17 protein-coding genes are annotated in these 18,434 nt (G+C 73.6%); 3 read left to right on the forward strand and 14 right to left on the reverse strand.

Annotation, left to right across the window (positions count from 1 at the left end; all coding sequences use genetic code 11):
• Nucleotides 1–31: 31 nt before the first annotated feature.
• From paaE to E1283_RS12195, 11 genes are all read right to left on the reverse strand, one after another.
• Nucleotides 32–1,108, reverse strand: coding sequence for a 1,2-phenylacetyl-CoA epoxidase subunit PaaE (paaE, locus tag E1283_RS12140; protein ID WP_132817991.1), 1,077 nt, complete (start codon nucleotides 1,106–1,108; stop codon nucleotides 32–34).
• Nucleotides 1,108–1,623 (reverse strand): 1,2-phenylacetyl-CoA epoxidase subunit PaaD, encoded by a 516-nt coding sequence (paaD, locus tag E1283_RS12145; protein WP_132817992.1) that lies wholly within the window; start codon nucleotides 1,621–1,623, stop codon nucleotides 1,108–1,110. Before paaD ends, paaE begins: the two co-directional genes overlap by 1 nt.
• Nucleotides 1,617–2,447 carry a 1,2-phenylacetyl-CoA epoxidase subunit PaaC gene (gene paaC, locus E1283_RS12150; RefSeq protein ID WP_132817993.1) on the reverse strand — a complete coding sequence of 277 codons (831 nt, stop codon included), beginning with the start codon at nucleotides 2,445–2,447 and terminating at the stop codon, nucleotides 1,617–1,619. Before paaC ends, paaD begins: the two co-directional genes overlap by 7 nt.
• A 12-nt stretch (nucleotides 2,448–2,459) precedes the next feature.
• Nucleotides 2,460–2,762 (reverse strand): 1,2-phenylacetyl-CoA epoxidase subunit PaaB, encoded by a 303-nt coding sequence (paaB, locus tag E1283_RS12155; RefSeq protein WP_132817994.1) that lies wholly within the window; start codon nucleotides 2,760–2,762, stop codon nucleotides 2,460–2,462.
• Nucleotides 2,759–3,742: a 1,2-phenylacetyl-CoA epoxidase subunit PaaA gene (paaA, locus tag E1283_RS12160; RefSeq protein ID WP_132817995.1), complete on the reverse strand. Its 984-nt coding sequence runs from the start codon at nucleotides 3,740–3,742 to the stop codon at nucleotides 2,759–2,761. Before paaA ends, paaB begins: the two co-directional genes overlap by 4 nt.
• A gap of 23 nt (nucleotides 3,743–3,765) precedes the next feature.
• The gene (locus E1283_RS12165; RefSeq protein ID WP_132818007.1) at nucleotides 3,766–4,626 is read right to left on the reverse strand and encodes a 3-hydroxyacyl-CoA dehydrogenase family protein; all 861 of its coding nucleotides are present in this window, start codon (nucleotides 4,624–4,626) and stop codon (nucleotides 3,766–3,768) included.
• Nucleotides 4,627–4,631: 5 nt separating this feature from the next.
• The gene (locus E1283_RS12170; RefSeq protein WP_132817996.1) at nucleotides 4,632–5,831 is read right to left on the reverse strand and encodes a thiolase family protein; all 1,200 of its coding nucleotides are present in this window, start codon (nucleotides 5,829–5,831) and stop codon (nucleotides 4,632–4,634) included.
• The gene (paaN, locus tag E1283_RS12175) at nucleotides 5,824–7,560 is read right to left on the reverse strand and encodes a phenylacetic acid degradation protein PaaN (protein ID WP_132817997.1); all 1,737 of its coding nucleotides are present in this window, start codon (nucleotides 7,558–7,560) and stop codon (nucleotides 5,824–5,826) included. The genes E1283_RS12170 and paaN overlap by 8 nt, the downstream gene beginning before the upstream one ends.
• Nucleotides 7,561–7,786: 226 nt before the next feature.
• A complete protein-coding gene (locus E1283_RS12180; RefSeq protein ID WP_132817998.1) occupies nucleotides 7,787–9,028 on the reverse strand; it encodes a phosphatidylserine decarboxylase in 1,242 nt (413 codons plus the stop codon).
• Between the two features lie 91 nt (nucleotides 9,029–9,119).
• Nucleotides 9,120–10,520, reverse strand: coding sequence for a S10 family peptidase (locus E1283_RS12185; protein ID WP_165956098.1), 1,401 nt, complete (start codon nucleotides 10,518–10,520; stop codon nucleotides 9,120–9,122).
• A gap of 324 nt (nucleotides 10,521–10,844) precedes the next feature.
• A complete protein-coding gene (locus tag E1283_RS12195) occupies nucleotides 10,845–12,818 on the reverse strand; it encodes a heavy metal translocating P-type ATPase (RefSeq protein ID WP_132818001.1) in 1,974 nt (657 codons plus the stop codon).
• A gap of 119 nt (nucleotides 12,819–12,937) precedes the next feature.
• Here E1283_RS12195 and E1283_RS12200 point away from each other — a divergent pair, with 119 nt between their 5' ends.
• Nucleotides 12,938–13,339, forward strand: coding sequence for an ArsR/SmtB family transcription factor (locus tag E1283_RS12200; protein WP_132818002.1), 402 nt, complete (start codon nucleotides 12,938–12,940; stop codon nucleotides 13,337–13,339).
• On the opposite strand, the gene E1283_RS12205 is transcribed toward E1283_RS12200, so the two are convergent.
• A complete protein-coding gene (locus tag E1283_RS12205) occupies nucleotides 13,336–14,412 on the reverse strand; it encodes a polyprenyl synthetase family protein (RefSeq protein WP_132818003.1) in 1,077 nt (358 codons plus the stop codon). The genes E1283_RS12200 and E1283_RS12205 overlap by 4 nt on opposite strands.
• Nucleotides 14,409–15,941, reverse strand: coding sequence for a MocR-like pyridoxine biosynthesis transcription factor PdxR (gene pdxR / locus E1283_RS12210; RefSeq protein ID WP_425086158.1), 1,533 nt, complete (start codon nucleotides 15,939–15,941; stop codon nucleotides 14,409–14,411). The genes E1283_RS12205 and pdxR overlap by 4 nt, the downstream gene beginning before the upstream one ends.
• Before the next feature lie 30 nt (nucleotides 15,942–15,971).
• Between pdxR and E1283_RS12215 the strand changes: the two genes are divergently transcribed.
• Complete coding sequence (locus tag E1283_RS12215) at nucleotides 15,972–16,919, forward strand: DMT family transporter (RefSeq protein ID WP_132818005.1); 948 nt, start codon at nucleotides 15,972–15,974, stop codon at nucleotides 16,917–16,919.
• A 39-nt stretch (nucleotides 16,920–16,958) separates the two neighbouring features.
• Here E1283_RS12215 and E1283_RS12220 read toward each other — a convergent pair whose 3' ends face one another.
• Complete coding sequence (locus E1283_RS12220) at nucleotides 16,959–17,789, reverse strand: oxidoreductase (RefSeq protein WP_132818006.1); 831 nt, start codon at nucleotides 17,787–17,789, stop codon at nucleotides 16,959–16,961.
• Nucleotides 17,790–17,853: 64 nt separating this feature from the next.
• On the opposite strand from E1283_RS12220, the gene E1283_RS12225 reads away from it, so the two are divergent.
• Nucleotides 17,854–18,434: TetR/AcrR family transcriptional regulator (locus E1283_RS12225; protein WP_243744790.1), on the forward strand; the 581-nt coding region annotated here is incomplete at its 3' end.

The raw sequence follows: 18,434 nt of genomic DNA on the forward strand, positions 1-18,434 counted from the left end.
CACCCGGCCCTCCCGTCCAGCCACCGGGACCTCAGCTGTCGTAGTCCACGGTCACGGTCTCGGAGACGGGGAAGGTCTGGCAGGTGAGGACGTAGCCGGCGTCGACCTCGGCGGGTTCCAGGGCGTAGTTGCGGCGCATGTCGGCCCGACCCTCGGTGAGCAGGGCGCGGCAGGTGCCGCAGACGCCGCCCTTGCAGGCGAACGGCAGGTCGGCACGCGCACGTTGGGCGCCGTCCAGCAGGGTGCCGCCGCGGGGCAGGGCGGCGGTGGTGGAGCGTCCGTCGAGGGTGATGGTGACCCGGCTGACCGGCCCCCGGGCGGTGGGGTCCTGGTGGTGTGTCTCCCGCACCGGGGCGTCGTCGGCGTGGAACAGCTCCCGGTGGATCCGGTCTGCGGGAACGCCGAGCGCGGTCAGGACGCGTCGGGCGTCGGTGACCATGCCGTGCGGGCCGCACAGCCACCAGTGGTCGGCGTGGGCGACGTCCGTCAGGTTCTCCACGAGCACGGCGAGCCGGTCGGCGTCCAGGCGGCCGCTGAGCAGTTCGGCTTCGCGGGGCTCCCGGGAGAGGACGTGCGCGAGGTGGAAGCGGGTGGGGTGGAGGTCCTTGAGGTCGGCGAGTTCGTCGGCGAACATCACCGTGTCGGTGCGGCGGTTGCCGTAGAGGAGGGTGACCCGGGAGCGGTCGTCGGCGGCGAGGACGGACTCGGCGATGGACAGCATCGGGGTGATGCCGGAGCCGGCGGCGATCAGGACGTGCCGGCCCGGCGCGGTGAGGTCGGGGGTGAAGGCGCCGGTGGGCACCATCACGTCGATGACGTCGCCCGGTTCGACCTCGTGGACCAGCCAGGAGGAGAACAGGCCGCCGGGCACCTCGCGCACCCCGATGCGGGGCGGTTCGCCGGCCGGGGCGCAGATGGAGTAGGAGCGTCGCTCGTCCCGCCCGTCGATCCGCCGGCGGAGGGTGAGCGACTGGCCGGGGGCGAAGGCGAACGCGTCGGCCAGCGCGTCCGGGACCTCGAACGCGACGGTGGCCGCGTCCTGGCACAGTCGCCGCACCGCGGCCACCCGCAGGGCGTGGAAGGCGGGGCGGCGCCGTGGGTGCTGCATCAGATCTCCCTGACGTACTCGAACGGCTCGCGGCAGGCGCGGCAGCGCCACAACGCCCGGCAGGAGGTGGCGCCGAACCGGGCGGTCTCCTCGGTGTCCGCCGAGTCGCAGCGCGGGCACGGCACCGCGCGCCGGGTCGGGGACAGCAGCAGCGGCAGCGGCCCGGGCCCGGGTCGCGGTGCCGGTCCCGGCGGGGCGATGCCGTGCTCGGCGAGCTTGCGGCGCCCGGCGGGCGTGATCCAGTCGGTGGTCCACGGCGGGTCGAGCACCGTGCGGACCGCCACCCTGGCGTAGCCGGCGGCCGTCAGCCGGGCGGCCACCGTGGCGCGCATCTCGGCCATGGCCGGGCAGCCGGAGTAGGTGGGGGTGAGGCTCGCGACGACCGTCCCGTCGGGGGTGATCTCGACGTCGCGCAGCACCCCGAGGTCGGCGAGGGTGAGCATGGGCAGTTCGGGGTCGGGGACGCGCTCGGCGATCCGGCGGGCGCGCCGGGCCTCGCTGAGCGGGGTCACCATGTCGCCCCCGGGTGGGCCCTGGCCAGGGACTGCAACTCGTCGAGCAGTGGGGCGAGGTGCTCGGTGTGGCCGCCGTCCCGGCCGTGGCCGGGCAGCGGCGGCGCGGGCGGCAGGCGGAGTCCGGCCGCGTCCGTCACCTGGCCCAGGACCGCCAGGACGTCGGCGCGGACGTCGTACGCCGCGAACAACTCCCCCAGGTACGGGGCCGCCCGGTCGAGGGCCGCCTGGGTGCGGGCGTGCGACTCGTCGGTGCCGTCGCCGAGGCGCACCACCCACTCGGCGGCCCACTGGCGGTGGTAGGCCAGCTCCTTCACGCCCTTGGCGGCGACGGCGGCGAGCACCGGATCCGGGTCCGCCGTCAGCCGCTCGAAGTGCGCCAGCCGCCAGCTGGCCAGCACCAGCAGCCGCACGACGCTGAACGCGAAGTCGCCGTTGGGCAGTTCGGCCAGTCGCACGTTGCGGAACCCGCCCGGGTCGCGGAGGTAGGCGTAGGCGTCCTCGCCGCGTCCCGTGCCGTCGACCTGGCCGCAGCGGGTGTACAGCAGCCGGGCCTGGCCGAGGAGGTCGAGGCCGATGTTGGCCAGCGCCATCTCCTCCTCCAACTCGGGGGCGCGGGTGGTCCACTCCGCGAGCCGCTGGGCCGAGACCAGGGCGTCGTCGCCGAGCGCGAGACAGCGCGCGGCGAGGTCCGCCCGGTCCACGCCGGCGGGCACGGCGGGGTCCACGCCGTGCAGCGGGTCCTCGAAGCCGGTGCCGAACGCCCACCTGGCGTCGCCGTCGTCGTGTTCCTCGGCGAGGGACAGGTACACGTGGTCGTCGCTCATGCCGTGCCGCTCCTAGATGTGCGGGACGTCGTCGGGGATGTCGTAGAAGGTGGGGTGGCGGTACACCTTGTCGGCGCTGGGCGCGAAGAAGGGGTCCTTCTCGTCGCGCGTGGAGGCCGTGATGTGCGCCGAGCGCACCACCCAGATGCTCACCCCCTCGTTGCGCCGGGTGTAGAGGTCCCGGGCGTGGGTGAGGGCCATCCGGTCGTCCGCGGCGTGCAGGGAGCCGACGTGGACGTGGTTCAGGCCGCGCTTGCCGCGCACGAACACCTCGTACAGCGGCCAGTCCGCCCTCGTCCGCCCGGTGTCGCTCATGCCGCCGCCCCCTCGTCCGCCCGCGCCCGCCGCTTCGCCGCGTGCGCCGTGGCCGCCTCCCGCACCCAGGCGCCGTCCTCGTGGGCGCGGCGCCGGCGTTCCATCCGCTGCGCGTTGCACGGCCCCTCGCCCCTGATGACCCGCGTCAGCTCGGCCCAGTCGGGGGTGCCGAAGTCGTGGCGGCCACGCTCCTCGTTCCACCGCAGCTCGGGGTCGGGCAGCGTCACGCCGAGCTTCTCCGCCTGCGGCACGGTCATGTCGACGAAGCGCTGGCGCAGCTCGTCGTTGCTGTGTCGCTTGATCTTCCAGGCCATGGAGGCGGCCGAGTTGGGCGAGTCGCCGTCCGGCGGGCCGAACATCATCAGGGACGGCCACCACCAGCGGTCCACCGCGTCCTGGACCATCGCGCGCTGGGCCCCGGTGCCGCGCATCATGGTCGACAGCAGCTCGTAGCCCTGGCGTTGGTGGAACGACTCCTCCTTGCAGACCCGCACCATCGCGCGCGCGTAGGGGCCGTAGGAACTGCGGCACAGCGGTACCTGGTTGCAGATGGCCGCGCCGTCCACGAACCAGCCGATCACCCCGACGTCGGCGAAGGTCGGCGTGGGGTAGTTGAAGATCGACGAGTACTTCTGGCGGCCCTCGATCAGCCGCTCCGTGAGGTCCGCGCGGTCCGCGCCCAGGGTCTCGGCGGCCGAGTACAGGTACAGGCCGTGGCCGGCCTCGTCCTGGACCTTCGCGAACAGGATGGCCTTCCGGCGCAGCGAGGGCGCCCGGGTGATCCACTCGCCCTCGGGCTGCATGCCGATGATCTCCGAGTGCGCGTGCTGCGCGATCTGCCGGATCAGTGTCCTGCGGTAGCCGTCGGGCATCCAGTCGCGTGGCTCGACGCGTTGGTCGCGGGCGATGGTGGCGTCGAAGTGCCGCTGGAGTTCCGGTTCCGCGTGGTCCGCGGCATCGGGCTTCCGGTGTGTGGTCATCCGCTCTCTCCCTGACTCGCCGTTCACCGCCATGGGTAGAACCCCCGTCCCGTCTTGCGGCCCAACTCGCCGCGGGCGACCTTCTCGCACAGCAGCCGGGGCGGCGCGAAGCGCTCGCCGAGGGTGGTGTGCAGGTGCCGGGCGATGGCGAGCCGTACGTCGAGCCCGACGAGGTCCGTCAGGCGCAGCGGGCCCATCGGGTGCTTGTAGCCGAGCCGCATGGCGTCGTCGATGGCCTCCGGTTCGGCGACGCCCTCCTCGACCATCCGGATCGCCTCCAGTCCCAGGGCGACGCCGAGGCGGCTGCTGGCGAAGCCGGGCGAGTCCCTGACCACGACGTCCTTCTTGCCGAGGGCTCGTGTCCAGTCGAGGGCGGCGCGCACCGTGTCGGGGTCGGTGCCGGGGGCGACCACGATCTCGACCAGTTCGGAGGCGGGCACCGGGTTGAAGAAGTGCATGCCGAGGAACCGGCCGGGGTGGGCGAGGGCGGCGGCCAGCTCGGCGACCGACAGGGAGCTGGTGTTGGTGGCCAGCACGGTGCTGCCGCCCACCGCCCGCTCGGCGGCGGCGAGCACCCGGGCCTTGAGCGCGGCGTCCTCGGGCACGGCCTCCACGACGAGCCCGGCGTCCGCCGGCAGGTCGTCGACGGTCCGCGCCGTCGACACCCGGGCGAGCACCCGGTCGGCGGGCTCGGTCAGCCGGTCCCGTTCGGCGGCGCGGCGGAGGCCGGTCGCCACCCGGTCGAGTGCCGCGGCGGCCGCCTCGTCGCCGCTTTCCACGACGGTGACGCGGGCCCCGGCCGCCGCGAAGGACTGCGCGATCCCGGCGCCCATCCGGCCGCCGCCGATCACCCCGACGACCGCGGGGAGGGTCCGGTGGGTCATGGCGCTCACACCCGCTCCACCAGCAGGGCGACGCCCTGGCCGACGCCGACGCACAGGGTGGCGAGCCCTCGGCGGGCGTCCTCCCGTTCCAGCCGGCCCAGCAGCGTGAGCAGGACGCGGGCGCCGGAGCAGCCGAGTGGGTGCCCCAGCGCGATGGCGCCGCCGTCGGCGTTGACCCGTTCCTCGTCGAGCTTGAGCCGGCGGATCACGGCCAACGCCTGGGCGGCGAACGCCTCGTTGAGCTCGACCGCGCCGAGGTCGCCGGCCCGCCATCCGGCGCGGGCGAGGGCCTTCTCGGTGGCGGGCACCGGCCCGAGCCCCATGGTGTCGGGCCGGACGCCGGCCGAGGCCGAGGTGACGATCCGGGCCCGTGGGGTGAGCCGGTACCGCTCGACGGCCGCCGCGCTCGCCACCACCAGCGCGGCCGCTCCGTCGGAGAGCGGCGAGGAGGAGCCGGCGGTCACGACGCCGTCCTCCCGGAAGACGGTGCGGAGCGTGCCGAGTTTCTCCAGCGTGGTGGCGGGGCGCGGCCCCTCGTCGCGGGTGACGTGGCCGTCCTCCACCGGCACCGGCACGATCTCCCGGTCGAAGCGCCCGGCCGCCTGGGCCGCGACGGCCCGCCGGTGGCTGCGCAGGGCGAAGGCGTCGGACTCGGCGCGGGTGATGCCGTCGAGCGCGGCGACCTCCTCGGCGGTCTCGCCCATCGACAGGGTCACCTTCGCCGCCCGGGGGCCGGCGTCGGCGAAGCGCGGGTTGGTGAAGCGCCAGCCGAGGGACGTGTCGTGCACCTCCCCAGGCCTGGCCCAGGGGGTGCCGGGCTTGGCCATCACCCAGGGGGCCCTGGTCATCGACTCGACGCCGCCGGCGACGACCAGGTCGGCCTCGCCGGCCCGGATCGCCTGGGCGGCGCAGGCGACGGCCGTCAGGCCGGAGGCGCACAGCCGGTTGACGGTGTAGCCGGGCACGGTGTGCGGGAGTCCGGCCAGCAGCACGGCCATGCGCGCCACGTCGCGGTTGTCCTCGCCGGCCTGGTTGGCGGCGCCCAGCACGACCTCGTCGACGGCGTCCGCCGGTATGCCGGCGCGGCGCACGGCCTCGCCGACCACGAGGGCGGCGAGGTCGTCGGGGCGCACGCCGGCCAGGGCTCCGCCGTAGCGGCCCTGCGGGGTGCGGGCCCCGTCGACCAGGTAGACCTCGTCAGGCATCGACGGGCTCCTCGGCGGGCTCCTCGGCGGGCTCCTCGGCGGGGGCCGGGCGGCGCGACTGGAGCGTGGCGAACCGGCCGGTGACGAAGGCCGGGTCGGAGAGGGTGGCGCTGGCCGCCGGGTTGGCGGCGCTGCCGTGGAAGTCGCTGAAGGCGGCCGACTGGTTGACGAACACCCCGCCGGTGAGGTTCTCGGACAGGTGGACGCCCGCCTCCAGCGCGGACCGCTCGGCGGCCGCGAGCACCGCCTCGCTCGTGGAGTGGACGGCGGCGGTCAGCGCGCCGTGCGCGCGCACGGTGTCCCGGAAGACGCGGAGGCTGTGCTCGGTGGAGTCGGTGCCGATGACGAACGAGACGGGGCCGAACCACTCGCGGGTGTAGGTGTCCCGGTCGGTGTCCGCGTCCAGCCGGGCCACCAGCGGGGTGCGGACGTCCGCCTCCGGGTGTTCGGGGAGCGCGATCCGCGTCGAGGCGCGCACGGTGCGGCCGAGTTCGGCCGCCCGCGTCAGCCGCTCGCGCACGCCGGCGTTCACGACGGCGCCCAGCGTGCCGGCGGCACGGGCCGGATCGGCCAGCAGCCCGTCCAGCGCGGCGGCCAGGTCGGCGGCGAACTCGTCGGCGGTCCGCGTGCCCTGGTCGGTGTCGATGCCCGCGCGGGGGACGAGGAGGTTCTGCGGGGTGGTGCACATCTGGCCGCTGTACAGCGCCAGGGAGAAGGCCAGGTTGCCGAGCAGGCCGCGGTAGTCGTCGGTGGAGTCCAGCACGACGGTGTTGAGGCCGGCCTTCTCGGTGTGGACGACGGCCTGGCGGGCGTTGGCCTCCAGCCAGTCGCCGAACTCGGTGGAGCCGGTGAAGTCGACGATCCGCACGTCGGGGTGGAGTGCGAGGTCGGCCGCGGTCCGCTCGCCCGGCTCCTCGGCGGCGAGGACCACCAGGTTCGGGTCGAAGCCCGCCTCGGCGAGCACCTCGCGGGCGGTGCGCACGGTGATCGCCAGCGGCAGCACGGCGCCCGCGTGCGGCTTGACCACGACGGGGTTCCCGGTGACCAGGGAGGCGAAGAGCCCCGGATAGCCGTTCCAGGTCGGGAAGGTGTTGCAGGCGACCAGCAGGGAGACCCCCCGGCCGACCGGCGTGAACCTCTTGTCCAGCACGAGCGGCCCGCCCCTGCGCTGCGGCTTGCTCCACCGGGCCCGCTCCACGTGCCGCTTCTGCTCCGCCCAGGCGTACGCGACCGCCTCGAGCCCCCGGTCCTGGGCGTGCGGCCCGCCGGCCTGGAAGGCCATCACGAAGGGCTGCCCCGTGGTGTGCTGCACGGCCTGCGCGATCTCGAAGCTCGACGCGTTCAGCCGGGCCAGGATCTCGACGGCGACGCCGGCGCGGACGTCGGGTCCCGCGTCCCGCCAGGCGGGGACGGCGGCCTTCGCGGCGGCCACGGCCGCGTCCGGCCCGACGCGGGGGTAGGCGATGTCGAGCGGGAAGCCGTACGGGGACCGCTCGCCGGGCGACATCAGCGACTCGCCCGGATGCCCCGGCAGTTCGAACGCCCGGCCGACCTGGTCGTGGAAGGCCGTCTCGCCGAGCTTCGCGGCGTCCTCCCCGTACACCGACTTGCTCGGGGACTCCGGATAGGGGGTCCAGTGCTCGCGACGCCCGGCCGCCGCCACCGCCTGTTCGAGCAGCGCGCGGTGGCGGGCGGGGAAGTCGGGGCCTTGCGGACTCAACTGCGGCATGCGGTCCACCTCTTGACAGGCAGGGGTCGGGCTGGATTATGTGGCCGTGCCGCACGCTAACCGAATGTTCGGTCGGGCCACAAGACGGCGGAAGGACACAGCGGGAGGCGCCGCCATGACCAGCGAGCGGAGGGTCGCGGCCGGCACGATCGCCGGGGCCGTCAGGCCGCGCCGCCTACGACCGCGACTCCCTCGCCGAGTGGTACCGGCCGGGGTGGGGCGGGGGTCAGGGCGCCGTGAACAGGCGCCGGCGGGCCTGGCTGTGATGGGGGTGAACGAACAGCTTCTCCGTCCGGTCCCGCTTCTCCAGGGTTCCGATGCGTTGCCCCATGTACACCTGGAGTGCGGGGAACCGGCCGTACTCGAACAGCAGGATGTTCAGCGAGCCGCCGTACTTGAAGTTGCCGACCTTCTGCCCCTTCGTCACCTGCACCGGCTTCTTCGGGTTCCGGAACTCCGGTAGGAAGTTCACGGAGCCGATCGAGTTGAGGCCGACGGTCACCATCCCCACGAAGGTCTCGTGTTCCTTTCCCAGCGGGTCCTTGAACGTCGTCCTGAAGATGACGTATCCCCGGCGGAAGTCGTCGAACATCTCGTAGTCGAAGCCGTATCCGACGTTTCCCTTGTTGAGCAGCCCGGGAAAGTCGCGCATTCCGTAGAGAACGCCGCCGATGTCGTCGTGGGCCTCCACCACCTCACCCGCGACCGGCGAGTGGTACCAGTGGTAGGTGTCGGGCAGCAGGATGCAGGAGACGGCCGTTCCCCCGGGAACCGGATCGCCGTTCTCGTCCTTGCTCGGGATGAACTTCCTGTGGTACTCGGAGTCGGCCAGCAACTGCTTGACGTTCATCGTGACCGTCTTGACGGGGATCGGCGTCTCCGCGGTCAGCTCGTCGACGATCATGTTGATGACGCAGTCGGTCGGCGCGACCACGACGCTGTTGTCGTCCTCGGCGTCGATCGGCCGCCTCTTGTCGTCCTTGAGGTCCCGGACGAAGAAGTCGTTGAAGGTGGCCCACGGGCCCGTCGAGAAGTCGTCCATCCTGGAGCCGAGTTCGGCCTTCCAGATGTCGATGAGCTGCTGCCCCTCCGTGCCCGGGTAATCCGCCTGCAGGCCCTGCACTTTGGTGAACTCGTACATCATCTCCCTACCGGCACCGCAGGTGACGAAGACCATGCCGTAGTCGTTCTCGTAGTTGATCCAGCTGAACTTCTCGATGTAGTACAGCCCTTCGTTCGGCTTCGCCTTCCAGTCCCACTCGTACCACTCCCGGAAGAAGTCGCAGAGATCCTTGATCTTCTTCCCTCGCCAGTCCTGCCGCACCTCCGGTTTCGTTCCCTCGGGGTAGGGCACCACGTTCGCGATCGCCGTGTCGAACAGGGTCGCGAATCCCCGGTAGTCGGCCGCGTACCACTCCTGGATCTTCTTCAGGAAGTCCTCGAGGGCCTTCTGTGGATCGTCCGCCATCGGTATTTCCCTTTCGTTTTCTCCGGCAGTTGCCGAAACGTGTGCCGCGCCCCGCGTCAGGGCCGCGACCCGGGCGCCGGCGCGGGGGCGGTCACGCCTTGCGCGACCCGCCGTTGCCGTTGCGCGGCTTGGCCTGCTGCTGCGGGTCGTAGCCGGCGAAGGGCCGGTCGAAGAGCCAGTTGTAGAGCATCTCCCGGCAGATCTCGGGCTGGTAGGCCGGCACCTCGTGTCCCGAGTCGGGCACGGCGACCTGCGTCAGGTTGCGCAGCCGGCGGACGAAGCCCTTGGGGTTCTGTTGCGCCTGGGTCCAGACCAGCCGGGGCGCGTTGCGCCACTCCGCCTGTTCGCCGCGCTGTTCCATCAGGCCGTCGAGGATCTCCTCGGTGCACCGGTATCCGCAGGCGAGGTCGAAGTTCCCGGTGTAGAGCAGGGTCTGGTAGCCCTTGTCGATGAGCTCCCCGTACTTGCCGGAGGCGTCCGCCATGTTGTCCTCCACCAGGGCCTCCGCCACCGGGCCCTCGTTGTCGCCGCACTCCCAGGTGACGTCGGCGTGCACGTGCAGGGCCTTCTTGACGTCCGGGCTGTTGAGGTAGGCGCGCAGCGCGCCCATGGAGATGTCGTCCCAGCGGCGGACGTCGTAGAGATCGAAGTTGCCGCCGTAGGCGAGGACCGTGTTGACCAGGTCGTTGCCGAGCCTGGTGGCCTCCTTCATGTCGCCGGCCCGCAGGACGGTCTGGAAGGCGGCGTAGGAGTCAAGGAGGGAGTCACGCCCGCTGATGCCGAGGTAGCCGGTGGCGTAGGCGTAGTCGATCATGACGCGGAGCGAGAGCTCGGGGGTGATCCAGCCGTTGCCGACGGCGATCCCCCTGAGGTCGAGGTGTCGGCCCTCGGGCCCCGCGCTGTTCCGCCGGTCGATCTCCAGGGCGATGGCCGGCACGTACTTGCCCGCGTAGCTCTCGCCGCAGACGTAGAGCGGGCATCTGGCGTACTCGGGGTGCAGGCGGAAGAACTCCTGGAGGGCCTGCCAGAACATCCGGCCGAGGGCCTCCTCGTCCCGGACGTACTCGTCCTCGACGTCGGAGTAGCTGTATCCGGTGCCGAGGGGCTGGTCCCAGTAGACGACGTGCGCCTCCTGGTTCCAGCTCCTGGGGGTCACCGAGATCGTGCCGGCGGCGTCGTCGGCGATCGACAGCGGGCCGTTCTCCAGGAAGAGGCCGAGCAACGAGGAGGCGCCGGGGCCGCCGTTGAGCCAGATCAGCAGCGGCGTCCGGCTGATCAGGTCCTGTTGGTCGGGGACGGCGACGTGGGGATTGCAGGTCTGGCTCTCGAAGAACCAGTAGAACAGGTGGTTCTCGGTTCCGGGGTGCTCCGTGTTGTCGACGTGCACGTGCCCGGCGTAGGAGCGGACCTTCCTGGTGTCCTTGGTGTTGAGGTCGATGCTGAGGGTGTGGGGGATGTTCGCCGGAATCGAGGTGACGAGATCCGAGGCCATGGTGGGTTCTCCGTTCGGCGGCGAGAGGCGGGCGTTCCGGCACGGTTGCCTCGTCCACGGGTGGAGAGCACGTCCCGAGCGGGTTCCGGGCCGCCCGCACCGAATACACACGACCCCGGCGGGATCCACGTATGGCGGAACGATTCTCTCGGCCCGGTTTCCCTCGTTCGGGTGCGGCGGGCGCCGCCGTGGCATCGCCGGGACGGCCGCACGCGGAGGGCGCGCGGTACACGGTGCGGCGCTACCCGGAACAGCCGCCGACCGCGGCCGAGTCGGCGGAGGTGCCGCGCCGGCTCCGGCTGGAACCCCGGGACATCGCCCGGCTCACCGGTCCGTGCCCGCGGCGGCCCGGCGCCAGGCGCCGTCGGCGAGGAGGCGTAGGCCGTTGAGGCCGACGATCACCGTGGAGCCCTCGTGGCCCGCCACACCGAGCGGGAGCGGCAGGTTGCCGACCAGGTCCCAGACGACCAGGCCGGTGATGAAGACGCCGGCGATCACCAGGTTCTGGATCACGAGGCGGCGGGCGCGCCGGGAGAGGTTCACGACCGCCGGAATGGTGGCGAGTTCGTCGCGGACGACGACGGCGTCGGCGGTTTCCAGGGCGAGGTCGGAGCCGGCGCGGCCCATGGCGACGCCGGTGTGCGCGGCGGCCAGCGCGGGGGCGTCGTTGACGCCGTCGCCGACGACCAGCACCTTCCGGCCGGCGTCCGCCAACTCCCGGACGGCCGCGACCTTGTCCTGGGGCAGCAGCCCGGCGCGCACGTCGGTGATGCCGACCTCGGCGGCCAGCCGGTGGGCGGCGCGCGGGTTGTCGCCGGTGACCAGGATCGGGGCGGTGCCGGTCAACCCGCCCAGGGCGGCGACGGTGGCGGCGGCCTCGTCGCGGAGCCGGTCGGCGATGCCGAGCACGCCCACCGGAGCGCCGTCCAGGGTGACCAGGACGGCGGTGCGGCCGTCCTCCTCGAGGCCGGCGACCACGGCGGCGGCCGGGCCGGGCCGGTCGGCGTCGAGCAGCCGGGCGGGGCTGCCGACGGCGACCGTCCGGCCCTCGACCGTGGCGGTGACGCCGACGCCCGGGGTGGAGGCGAAGTCCTCGGCCGGCGGGATCGCGAGGTCGCGGGCGGCGTCCACCATGGCGCGGGCCAGGGGGTGTTCGCTGGGGTGCTCGGCGGCCGCCGCGAGTCGCAGCAGTGCGTCGTCGGTGAGCCCCGAGCCGTCGAGCGGGAGGACGTCGGTCACCCGCGGGGTGCCCTCGGTCAGGGTGCCCGTCTTGTCCAACGCGGCCGCGTCCACCTGCCCGAGCCGCTCCATCACCACGGCCGACTTCACCAGGACGCCGTGCCGGCCGGCGTTGGCGATCGCGGACAGCAGCGGCGGCATGGTGGCCAGCACCACGGCGCAGGGCGAGGCGACGATCATGAAGGTCATCGCGCGCAGCAGCGTGGACTGGAGGTCGGCGCCGAACAGCAGCGGCACGGCGAACAGGGCGACGGTGGCCAGGACCATGCCCAGGCTGTAGCGCTGTTCGACCTTCTCGATGAACAGCTGGGTCGGCGCCTTGGTCTCGGACGCCTCCTCGACCATGGCCACGATCCGGGCGATCACGGAGTCCGCGGGATCGCGCTCCACCCGCACCCGCAGGGCGCCGGTGCCGTTCAGCGTGCCGGCGAACACCTCGTCGCCGACTCCCCTGGCGACCGGCAGGGGCTCGCCGGTGATGGTCGCCTGGTCGACGTCGCTGGCGCCGTCCACCACCCGGCCGTCGGCGCCGATCCGCTCGCCGGGACGCACCAGGACGACATCGCCCACGGCCAGTCGCCCGGTGGGGACGGTCTCCTCGCCGCCGTCGCCCGTGAGCCGGGTGGCGGTGGTGGGCGCGAGGTCGAGCAGGCCGCGCACGGAGTCGGCCGTCCGCGCGGTGGCGATCGCCTCCAGCGCGCCCGAGGTGGCGAAGATGACGATCAGCAACGCGCCGTCGAGCACCTGGCCGATGGCCGCCGCCCCGAGCGCGGCGACCACCATCAGCAGGTCGACGTCGAGCGTCCGCTCCCTGAGGGCCTGGAGGCCGGCCCAGCCGGGCTCCCAGCCGCCCGTCACGTAGACGGCCGCGAACAGCGGGCCCCACGCCCAGGCCGGCGTCCCGGCCAGGTACAGGGGCAGGGCGAGCAGGAACAGCGCCAGTGCGGCGGCCGCCCAGCGCGCCTCAGGCACCGCGAGGATCCTGGTGCGCCGCCGTGGCGGCGCCGTGTCGCGGACGGCGTCGCCGGCCCCGGCGGGGCGCGTGAGGGTGGAGGACATGGCAACGGGCCCTTCGACGGATCGGGCAGGGAGGGGCGGAGGGTTCTCCGGCCCCGCCACCATAACAGGAACGCATGAACAAGAGTTCATGCATTCATGCGGTCGCGTACCATGGGCCCATGGGTCACGGAGCAGCACCGTCCACCAGCAGCGCCCCGCCCGCCCGTCTCGACGCGGCGAACGCGGCCAAGGTCGCGGCCACGCTCCAGGCGCTGGCCACCCCCTCCCGGCTGCTGATCCTCGCCCGGCTCCGCGAGGGCCCGCTGCCCGCCACCGAGTTGGCCGCCGAGGTGGGCATGGAGCAGTCCGCCTGCTCCCACCAGCTGCGCCTGCTGCGCAACCTCGACCTGGTGGTCGGCACCCGCAAGGGGCGTTCCGTCGTGTACTCCCTCTACGACAACCACGTCGCCGCGCTGCTCGACCAGGCCCTCTACCACGTCGAACACCTGCGCCTCGGCATCAGCGACCCACCGCCGGCCGACGCGGACCCCGAGCGCCGGTCGACCCCGGACAGGACCTAGCGGGTCCGTTCGGCGCCCCAGAGGGGCAGGTGTTCGAAGAAGGCGACGGCGTCGGCGCGCCAGTGCGGCCGCCAGCTGGCCGCTTCGGCGGCCGCCGCCCGGGCGGTGCCGAGGATGTCCTCGCGGAGCCGGTCGTCGACGCCGTGGCGTAGCGCGATCCTCCGCACGGCGTCGACGGTGTCCGGCGGGCAGTCGGGCGCGGCCAGCGCCTCCTCCACGGTGTCCCGCTCCGTGGGGGTGGCGGCCGCGAGGACGGCGCAGACGGCGTAGGTGCGGCGGCCCTCGCGGAGGTCGGAGCCCGCCGGTTTGCCGAGGACCTCGGGGTCCCCGAACAGGTCGAGGTAGTCGTCGCGCAGGGTTCCGCTGATGCCGACGAGTGTCGCGTACCGGCGTAGCCGGGCGTCGTGGGCCGCGATGTCCTCGCCGGCGGCGAGCAGGCCGAGGCGGAGCGGGGCGAGGACCGAGTAGCGGGCGGTCTTGTGGTCGGAGACGGCGTCGAGCATCGCGCGGTCCGGCAGGTGGTGGAAGTCGCGTTCCAGGTCGAGTATCTGGCCGATGACGGTGTCGGCTCCGGTGGCGAGTTGGACCTCGGCCATGGCGAGTCGCAGTGCGGCGGGGACTTTGGCCTCCAGCAGGACCTGGACGGAGAGGAAGGCGGCCAGGTCGCCGGCGAGCACGGCCAGCCCCAGGGCGGTGTGCGGGGTGTTCGGCAACCGCTGGCGGTAGGCGTGGTGGACGGAGGGCCCGCCGCGGCGGGTGGGGGAGTCGTCGATGATGTCGTCGTGGACCAGCCCGTGGGTCTGGAGGAGTTCGATGCTCAGCCCGGCCTCGTCGAGGCCCGCCGGGGTGTCGGCGGTCACCAGGCCGGCCGCCTCGTGGAGCAGCGCCACCCGCAGGCGTTTCCCGCCGCGCAGTGACAGGTCCCGCAGCAGCCCCAGGCACTCGGGCACGAAGTCGCTGCATGGCAGGGGGCGTTGGGCGAGGGCGTCGAAGTAGGCGGCGAACCGGACGTCGAAGCCGGCCCGGTGTTCGGCCAGGCGTTCACGGATGCCGGCGGCGGTCGAGTCGATCATCGGGCAGTGTAGCCACCGCACGGCGCGTGGTCGCGCAGGGCCTCCCCGACCAGGGCGATGCCCTCGTCGATCTCGTGGGCGGGGCCCGCCGCGTAGCCGAGGACCAGGCCGGGTGCGCCGGGGCCGATCCGGTGCCAGGACAGGGGGTGCGTCTTGACGCCCCGGGCCAGGGCGGCCGCGGCGAGGTCGGTGTCGCGGAAGCCTCTCCCCCGGTCGTCGAAGGTGACCATCAGGTGCAGGCCGGCGGCGGCGCCGTGGACGCGGGCGCCGGGCAGGTGTGCCTCGATGGCCCGCAGCATCGCGTCCCGACGGCGGCGGTGGCGCGACCTGACGTGCCGCAGGTGCCGTTCCAGCTCGCCGGAGTCCATCAGGCGGGCGAGGACCAGCTGGGTGAGGACACCGTTGCCGAGGTCCGTGAACCTCTTCGCCGTCACCAGGGCGTCCCGGCGGCCCGGCGGGACGAGGAGCCAGCCCACCCGGAGCGCGGGCGCCAGCAGCTTGGAGACGCTGCCCGCGTAGCAGACGCCGTCGGGCATCAGCGAGCGCAGCGCCGGCACCGGCGGCCGGTCGTAGCGGTGCTCGGCGTCGTAGTCGTCCTCGATGACCACCCCGCCCTCGGCGGCCCAGCCCAGCAGCTCGCGACGGCGTTCCCCGTCCAGGACGACGCCGGTGGGGAACTGGTGGGCCGGGGTGAGCAGCACGGCCCGGGCGCCGCCGGCGCGCAGCGCGCCGACGTCGAGTCCGCGCTCGTCCACGGGGACGGGCAGGAGCGTGTGGCCGCCGTACGTCAACTGCTGGCGGGTGCCGAGCGATCCGGGGTCCTCGACGGCGATGTCCCGGATCCCCTCCGCCCGCAGGAGCTGCCCGAGCAGGCCGAGGGCCTGCGCCACGCCGGCGACCACGATGACCTCGTCCGGGTGGGCGCGGATGCCGCGGTTGCGGGCCAGCCAGCCGACGACGGCCCGGCGGAGCGCGGGGGTGCCCTGGGGGTCGCCGTACCCGAGGTCGGCCCGGCCGAGACCGGCGAGGACGGCGCGTTCGGCGCGCAGCCAGCCGGCGCGGGGGAACGCGGCGAGATCGGGGACGCCCGGGGAGAGATCGATGCGGCAGGGCTGGGCACGCAGCAGGTCGACGGCGACCTCTCCGTCGGCCGGACCGAAGAGCACGGGCCCGGGCACGGCCGCGTCGCGGGCGGGCTCGCCCGGCGTGGCGGGCGCCGCCACGACGACCGTGCCGCGCCGGCCCCGACCGGCTATCTGTCCCGACTCGGCGAGCCGCTGGTAGGCCTCGGTGACCACGCCGCGGGTGACGCGCAGTTCCTCGGCCAGCACGCGGCTCGCGGGCAGCCGCGACCCGACGGGCAGCCGGCCGTCGGCGATGGCCGACCGCAGCCGGTCGGCGAGCCAGGCGGTGCGCCCGCCGGGCGGCGCCTCGTCGATGTCCAGTTGGAGGAAGTCGGAGCCGACGGCCGCACCCGTTCGGGACGGCTTTTTGGACCCCTCGCGCGGCGGCATTGTGGACCTGCCCATGGCAGCCATTGTGCGGGCAGGGTGGGCCTCATGAACACACCTTCCGCTTCGTTCGCCCAGCTCGTGCCAGGTATGGCCGGGATGATGCTGGTCGGCGGCAGCGTCACCGTCTCGCGGGTACTCGTCGACGCCCCGCTGTTCACCACCCAGGCCGTGCGCTACGTGGCCGCGACCGCGATCCTCGTGCTCTTCGCCCGGCTGGCCGGTGCCCGGCTGGTGTGGCCGCGCGGACGGGAGTGGCTGTGGTTGACCGGCCTCGCGCTGACCGGTCTGGTGCTGTTCAACGTGGCCGTGGTCAGGGGCGTCGCGCACGCGGAGCCCGCGGTGATCGCCGTCGCGGTCGCGTGCGCGCCGCTGGTTCTCGGCGTGGTGGGCCCCCTGCTGGAACGGCGCAGGCCGAGCCGGCAGGTCCTGCTGGCGGCGCCGGTCGTGATGGTGGGCGCGATGCTGGTGGAGGGCACGGGCCACACCGACGCCGTCGGGGTGGCCTGGGCGGCGCTGGTGCTGGGCTGCGAGGCCGGGTTCACGCTGCTCGCCGTGCCGGTGCTGCGGCGGCACAGCCCGTGGGGGGTGTCCGTGCACGCGACGTGGCTCGGCGGTCTGATGCTGGCGGTCCTCGGCGCGACGGCGGAAGGCCCCCAGGCCGTGCGGGAGTTGTCCGGGCCCCACTGGGCGGCCACCGGCTACCAGGCGCTGTTGGTGACGGCGGTCGCCTTCGTGCTGTGGTACTCGACGGTGCGCGCCGTCGGGTCCGGGCACGCCGGGCTGCTCACCGGTATCGCACCGCTGGCCGCGGCGGCCGTGGGCGCCGTCACCGGCTCCGGCGTCCCGAGGCCCTCGGTCTGGCTGGGCATCGCCGTGGTGCTCGTCGGCCTGACCGCAGGACTGCGGCCACGCGGCGTTCCCGCCCCCGAGATCGCGGGCGTCGGCCACCCGGCCGATCCGGGGCCCGAGTCGACGGCGGTGCGCTCCGGATGACCTCGCCGCACGCGCCCGGGGCGGGCGGCGGGCCGGCGCTCAGCCGGGGACGCCGACGGCGCGCCTGATGACGGCGTCGAAGGCGCGGTCGGGCAGCACGCGCCGCAGGGCGATCAACGGGCGGGCGGCGAAGCCGGTCGCGTAGCGGGTGCGGGGGCGGCGGGTGGTGACGGCCCTGCCGATGGCGTCAGCGATGACCTGGGGCGGCGAGTTGCGCCTGGCGTTGCCCTCCGAGCCGAGGGAGGCGGCCACGGCGTCGGCCTGCCTGGCGTAGGCGCCCGCGCCCGAGGTCTCGCGCAGGTGGTCGGCGGCGATGCCGCCCCACTCGGTGGCGATACCGCCGGGTTCGATGACGACGACGTCGACGCCGAAGGGCCTGGCCTCCATGCGCAGGCAGTCGCTGAGGGCTTCGAGGGCGAACTTGGTGCCGTGGTACCAGCCGCCGAGCGGGGTGTGGATCTTGCCGCCCATGGAGGTGATGTTGACGACGGTCCCGCCGTGCTGGGCACGCATGTGGGGCAGGGCGAGCTGGGCCAGCCGCATGGCGCCGAAGACGTTGACCTCGAACTGGCGGCGGGCCTCGGCCATGGGGACGTCCTCGATGGCGCCGTAGGAGCCGTAGCCGGCGTTGTTGACCAGCACGTCGATCCGACCCGACTCGGCGATGACGCGCTCGACGCCGGCCCGCATGGACGCGTCGTCGGTGACGTCCATCGCCAGCGGCAGGACACCCCGTTCGGCCAGCGATTCCAGGCGCTCCGTGCGGCGGGCCGCGCCGTAGACGGTGTAGCCGAGTTCCTTCAGCTTCAGGGCGGTGGCCTCGCCGATGCCGGACGAGGCACCGGTGACGAGGGCGGTCTTGGTGGGCATGTCGAGTCCTCACGACTAAGATGAACCTGCATTCACTATCTATCGTGAACCACAGTTCATGTTGATGCAAGCGAAAGGGGTGGCGAGTCTCATGGCCCAGGCCAGGGCGCCGCGCGCCGACGCGGTCCGCAACCGCAGGAAGATCCTCGCCGCGGCCGGCGAACAGATCACCGCACACGGACCCGACGTCGGCATGGACGAGATAGCCGCCGCCGCGGGCGTGGCGGTGGGAACCCTCTACCGGCACTTCCCCACCAAGACCGACCTGGTGGCGGCCGTCGTCGCCGAGTACGTCGGCCGCGTCGCCGACGACGCCGAGGCCGCCCTCGCCCGCGTCTCCTCCGGCGCCCGCGCCGTGGACGAGCTGACCGCCTTCCTGGGCCGCGTCGTCGAGACCTCCGTCTCCGACCGCGCCGTCAAGGCCGCCGCCCGGACCCTCGGCGCCGAACCGGGCGACCACGCCGCAGAGGCGCGCGCCGGCACCGCCGTGACCACCCTCATCGAGGCGGGCCAGGCCGACGGCGACATCCACCCCGACGTCACCGTCGGCGACATCTACCTGCTCTTCTCCACCGCCCCCACCGACCAGCCGGCCACCACCAGAACCCGCTGGCTCACCCTCGTCACGGCGGGACTGACCACCCA

The sequence above is a fragment of the Streptomyces hainanensis genome (genome assembly GCF_004348415.1).
Lineage (GTDB): Bacteria > Actinomycetota > Actinomycetes > Streptomycetales > Streptomycetaceae > Streptomyces > Streptomyces hainanensis.

Excerpts from the sequence above, each read along its gene's own strand:
- paaE (WP_132817991.1), bottom strand. The coding sequence starts at position 1,108 with ATGCAGCACCCACGGCGCCGCCCCGCCTTCCACGCCCTGCGGGTGGCC.
- paaD (WP_132817992.1), bottom strand. The coding sequence starts at position 1,623 with ATGGTGACCCCGCTCAGCGAGGCCCGGCGCGCCCGCCGGATCGCCGAG.
- paaC (WP_132817993.1), bottom strand. The coding sequence starts at position 2,447 with ATGAGCGACGACCACGTGTACCTGTCCCTCGCCGAGGAACACGACGAC.
- paaB (WP_132817994.1), bottom strand. The coding sequence starts at position 2,762 with ATGAGCGACACCGGGCGGACGAGGGCGGACTGGCCGCTGTACGAGGTG.
- paaA (WP_132817995.1), bottom strand. The coding sequence starts at position 3,742 with ATGACCACACACCGGAAGCCCGATGCCGCGGACCACGCGGAACCGGAA.
- E1283_RS12165 (WP_132818007.1), bottom strand. The coding sequence starts at position 4,626 with ATGACCCACCGGACCCTCCCCGCGGTCGTCGGGGTGATCGGCGGCGGC.
- E1283_RS12170 (WP_132817996.1), bottom strand. The coding sequence starts at position 5,831 with ATGCCTGACGAGGTCTACCTGGTCGACGGGGCCCGCACCCCGCAGGGC.
- paaN (WP_132817997.1), bottom strand. The coding sequence starts at position 7,560 with ATGCCGCAGTTGAGTCCGCAAGGCCCCGACTTCCCCGCCCGCCACCGC.
- E1283_RS12180 (WP_132817998.1), bottom strand. The coding sequence starts at position 9,028 with ATGGCGGACGATCCACAGAAGGCCCTCGAGGACTTCCTGAAGAAGATC.
- E1283_RS12185 (WP_165956098.1), bottom strand. The coding sequence starts at position 10,520 with ATGGCCTCGGATCTCGTCACCTCGATTCCGGCGAACATCCCCCACACC.
- E1283_RS12195 (WP_132818001.1), bottom strand. The coding sequence starts at position 12,818 with ATGTCCTCCACCCTCACGCGCCCCGCCGGGGCCGGCGACGCCGTCCGC.
- E1283_RS12200 (WP_132818002.1), top strand. The coding sequence starts at position 12,938 with ATGGGTCACGGAGCAGCACCGTCCACCAGCAGCGCCCCGCCCGCCCGT.
- E1283_RS12205 (WP_132818003.1), bottom strand. The coding sequence starts at position 14,412 with ATGATCGACTCGACCGCCGCCGGCATCCGTGAACGCCTGGCCGAACAC.
- pdxR (WP_425086158.1), bottom strand. The coding sequence starts at position 15,941 with ATGGGCAGGTCCACAATGCCGCCGCGCGAGGGGTCCAAAAAGCCGTCC.
- E1283_RS12215 (WP_132818005.1), top strand. The coding sequence starts at position 15,972 with ATGAACACACCTTCCGCTTCGTTCGCCCAGCTCGTGCCAGGTATGGCC.
- E1283_RS12220 (WP_132818006.1), bottom strand. The coding sequence starts at position 17,789 with ATGCCCACCAAGACCGCCCTCGTCACCGGTGCCTCGTCCGGCATCGGC.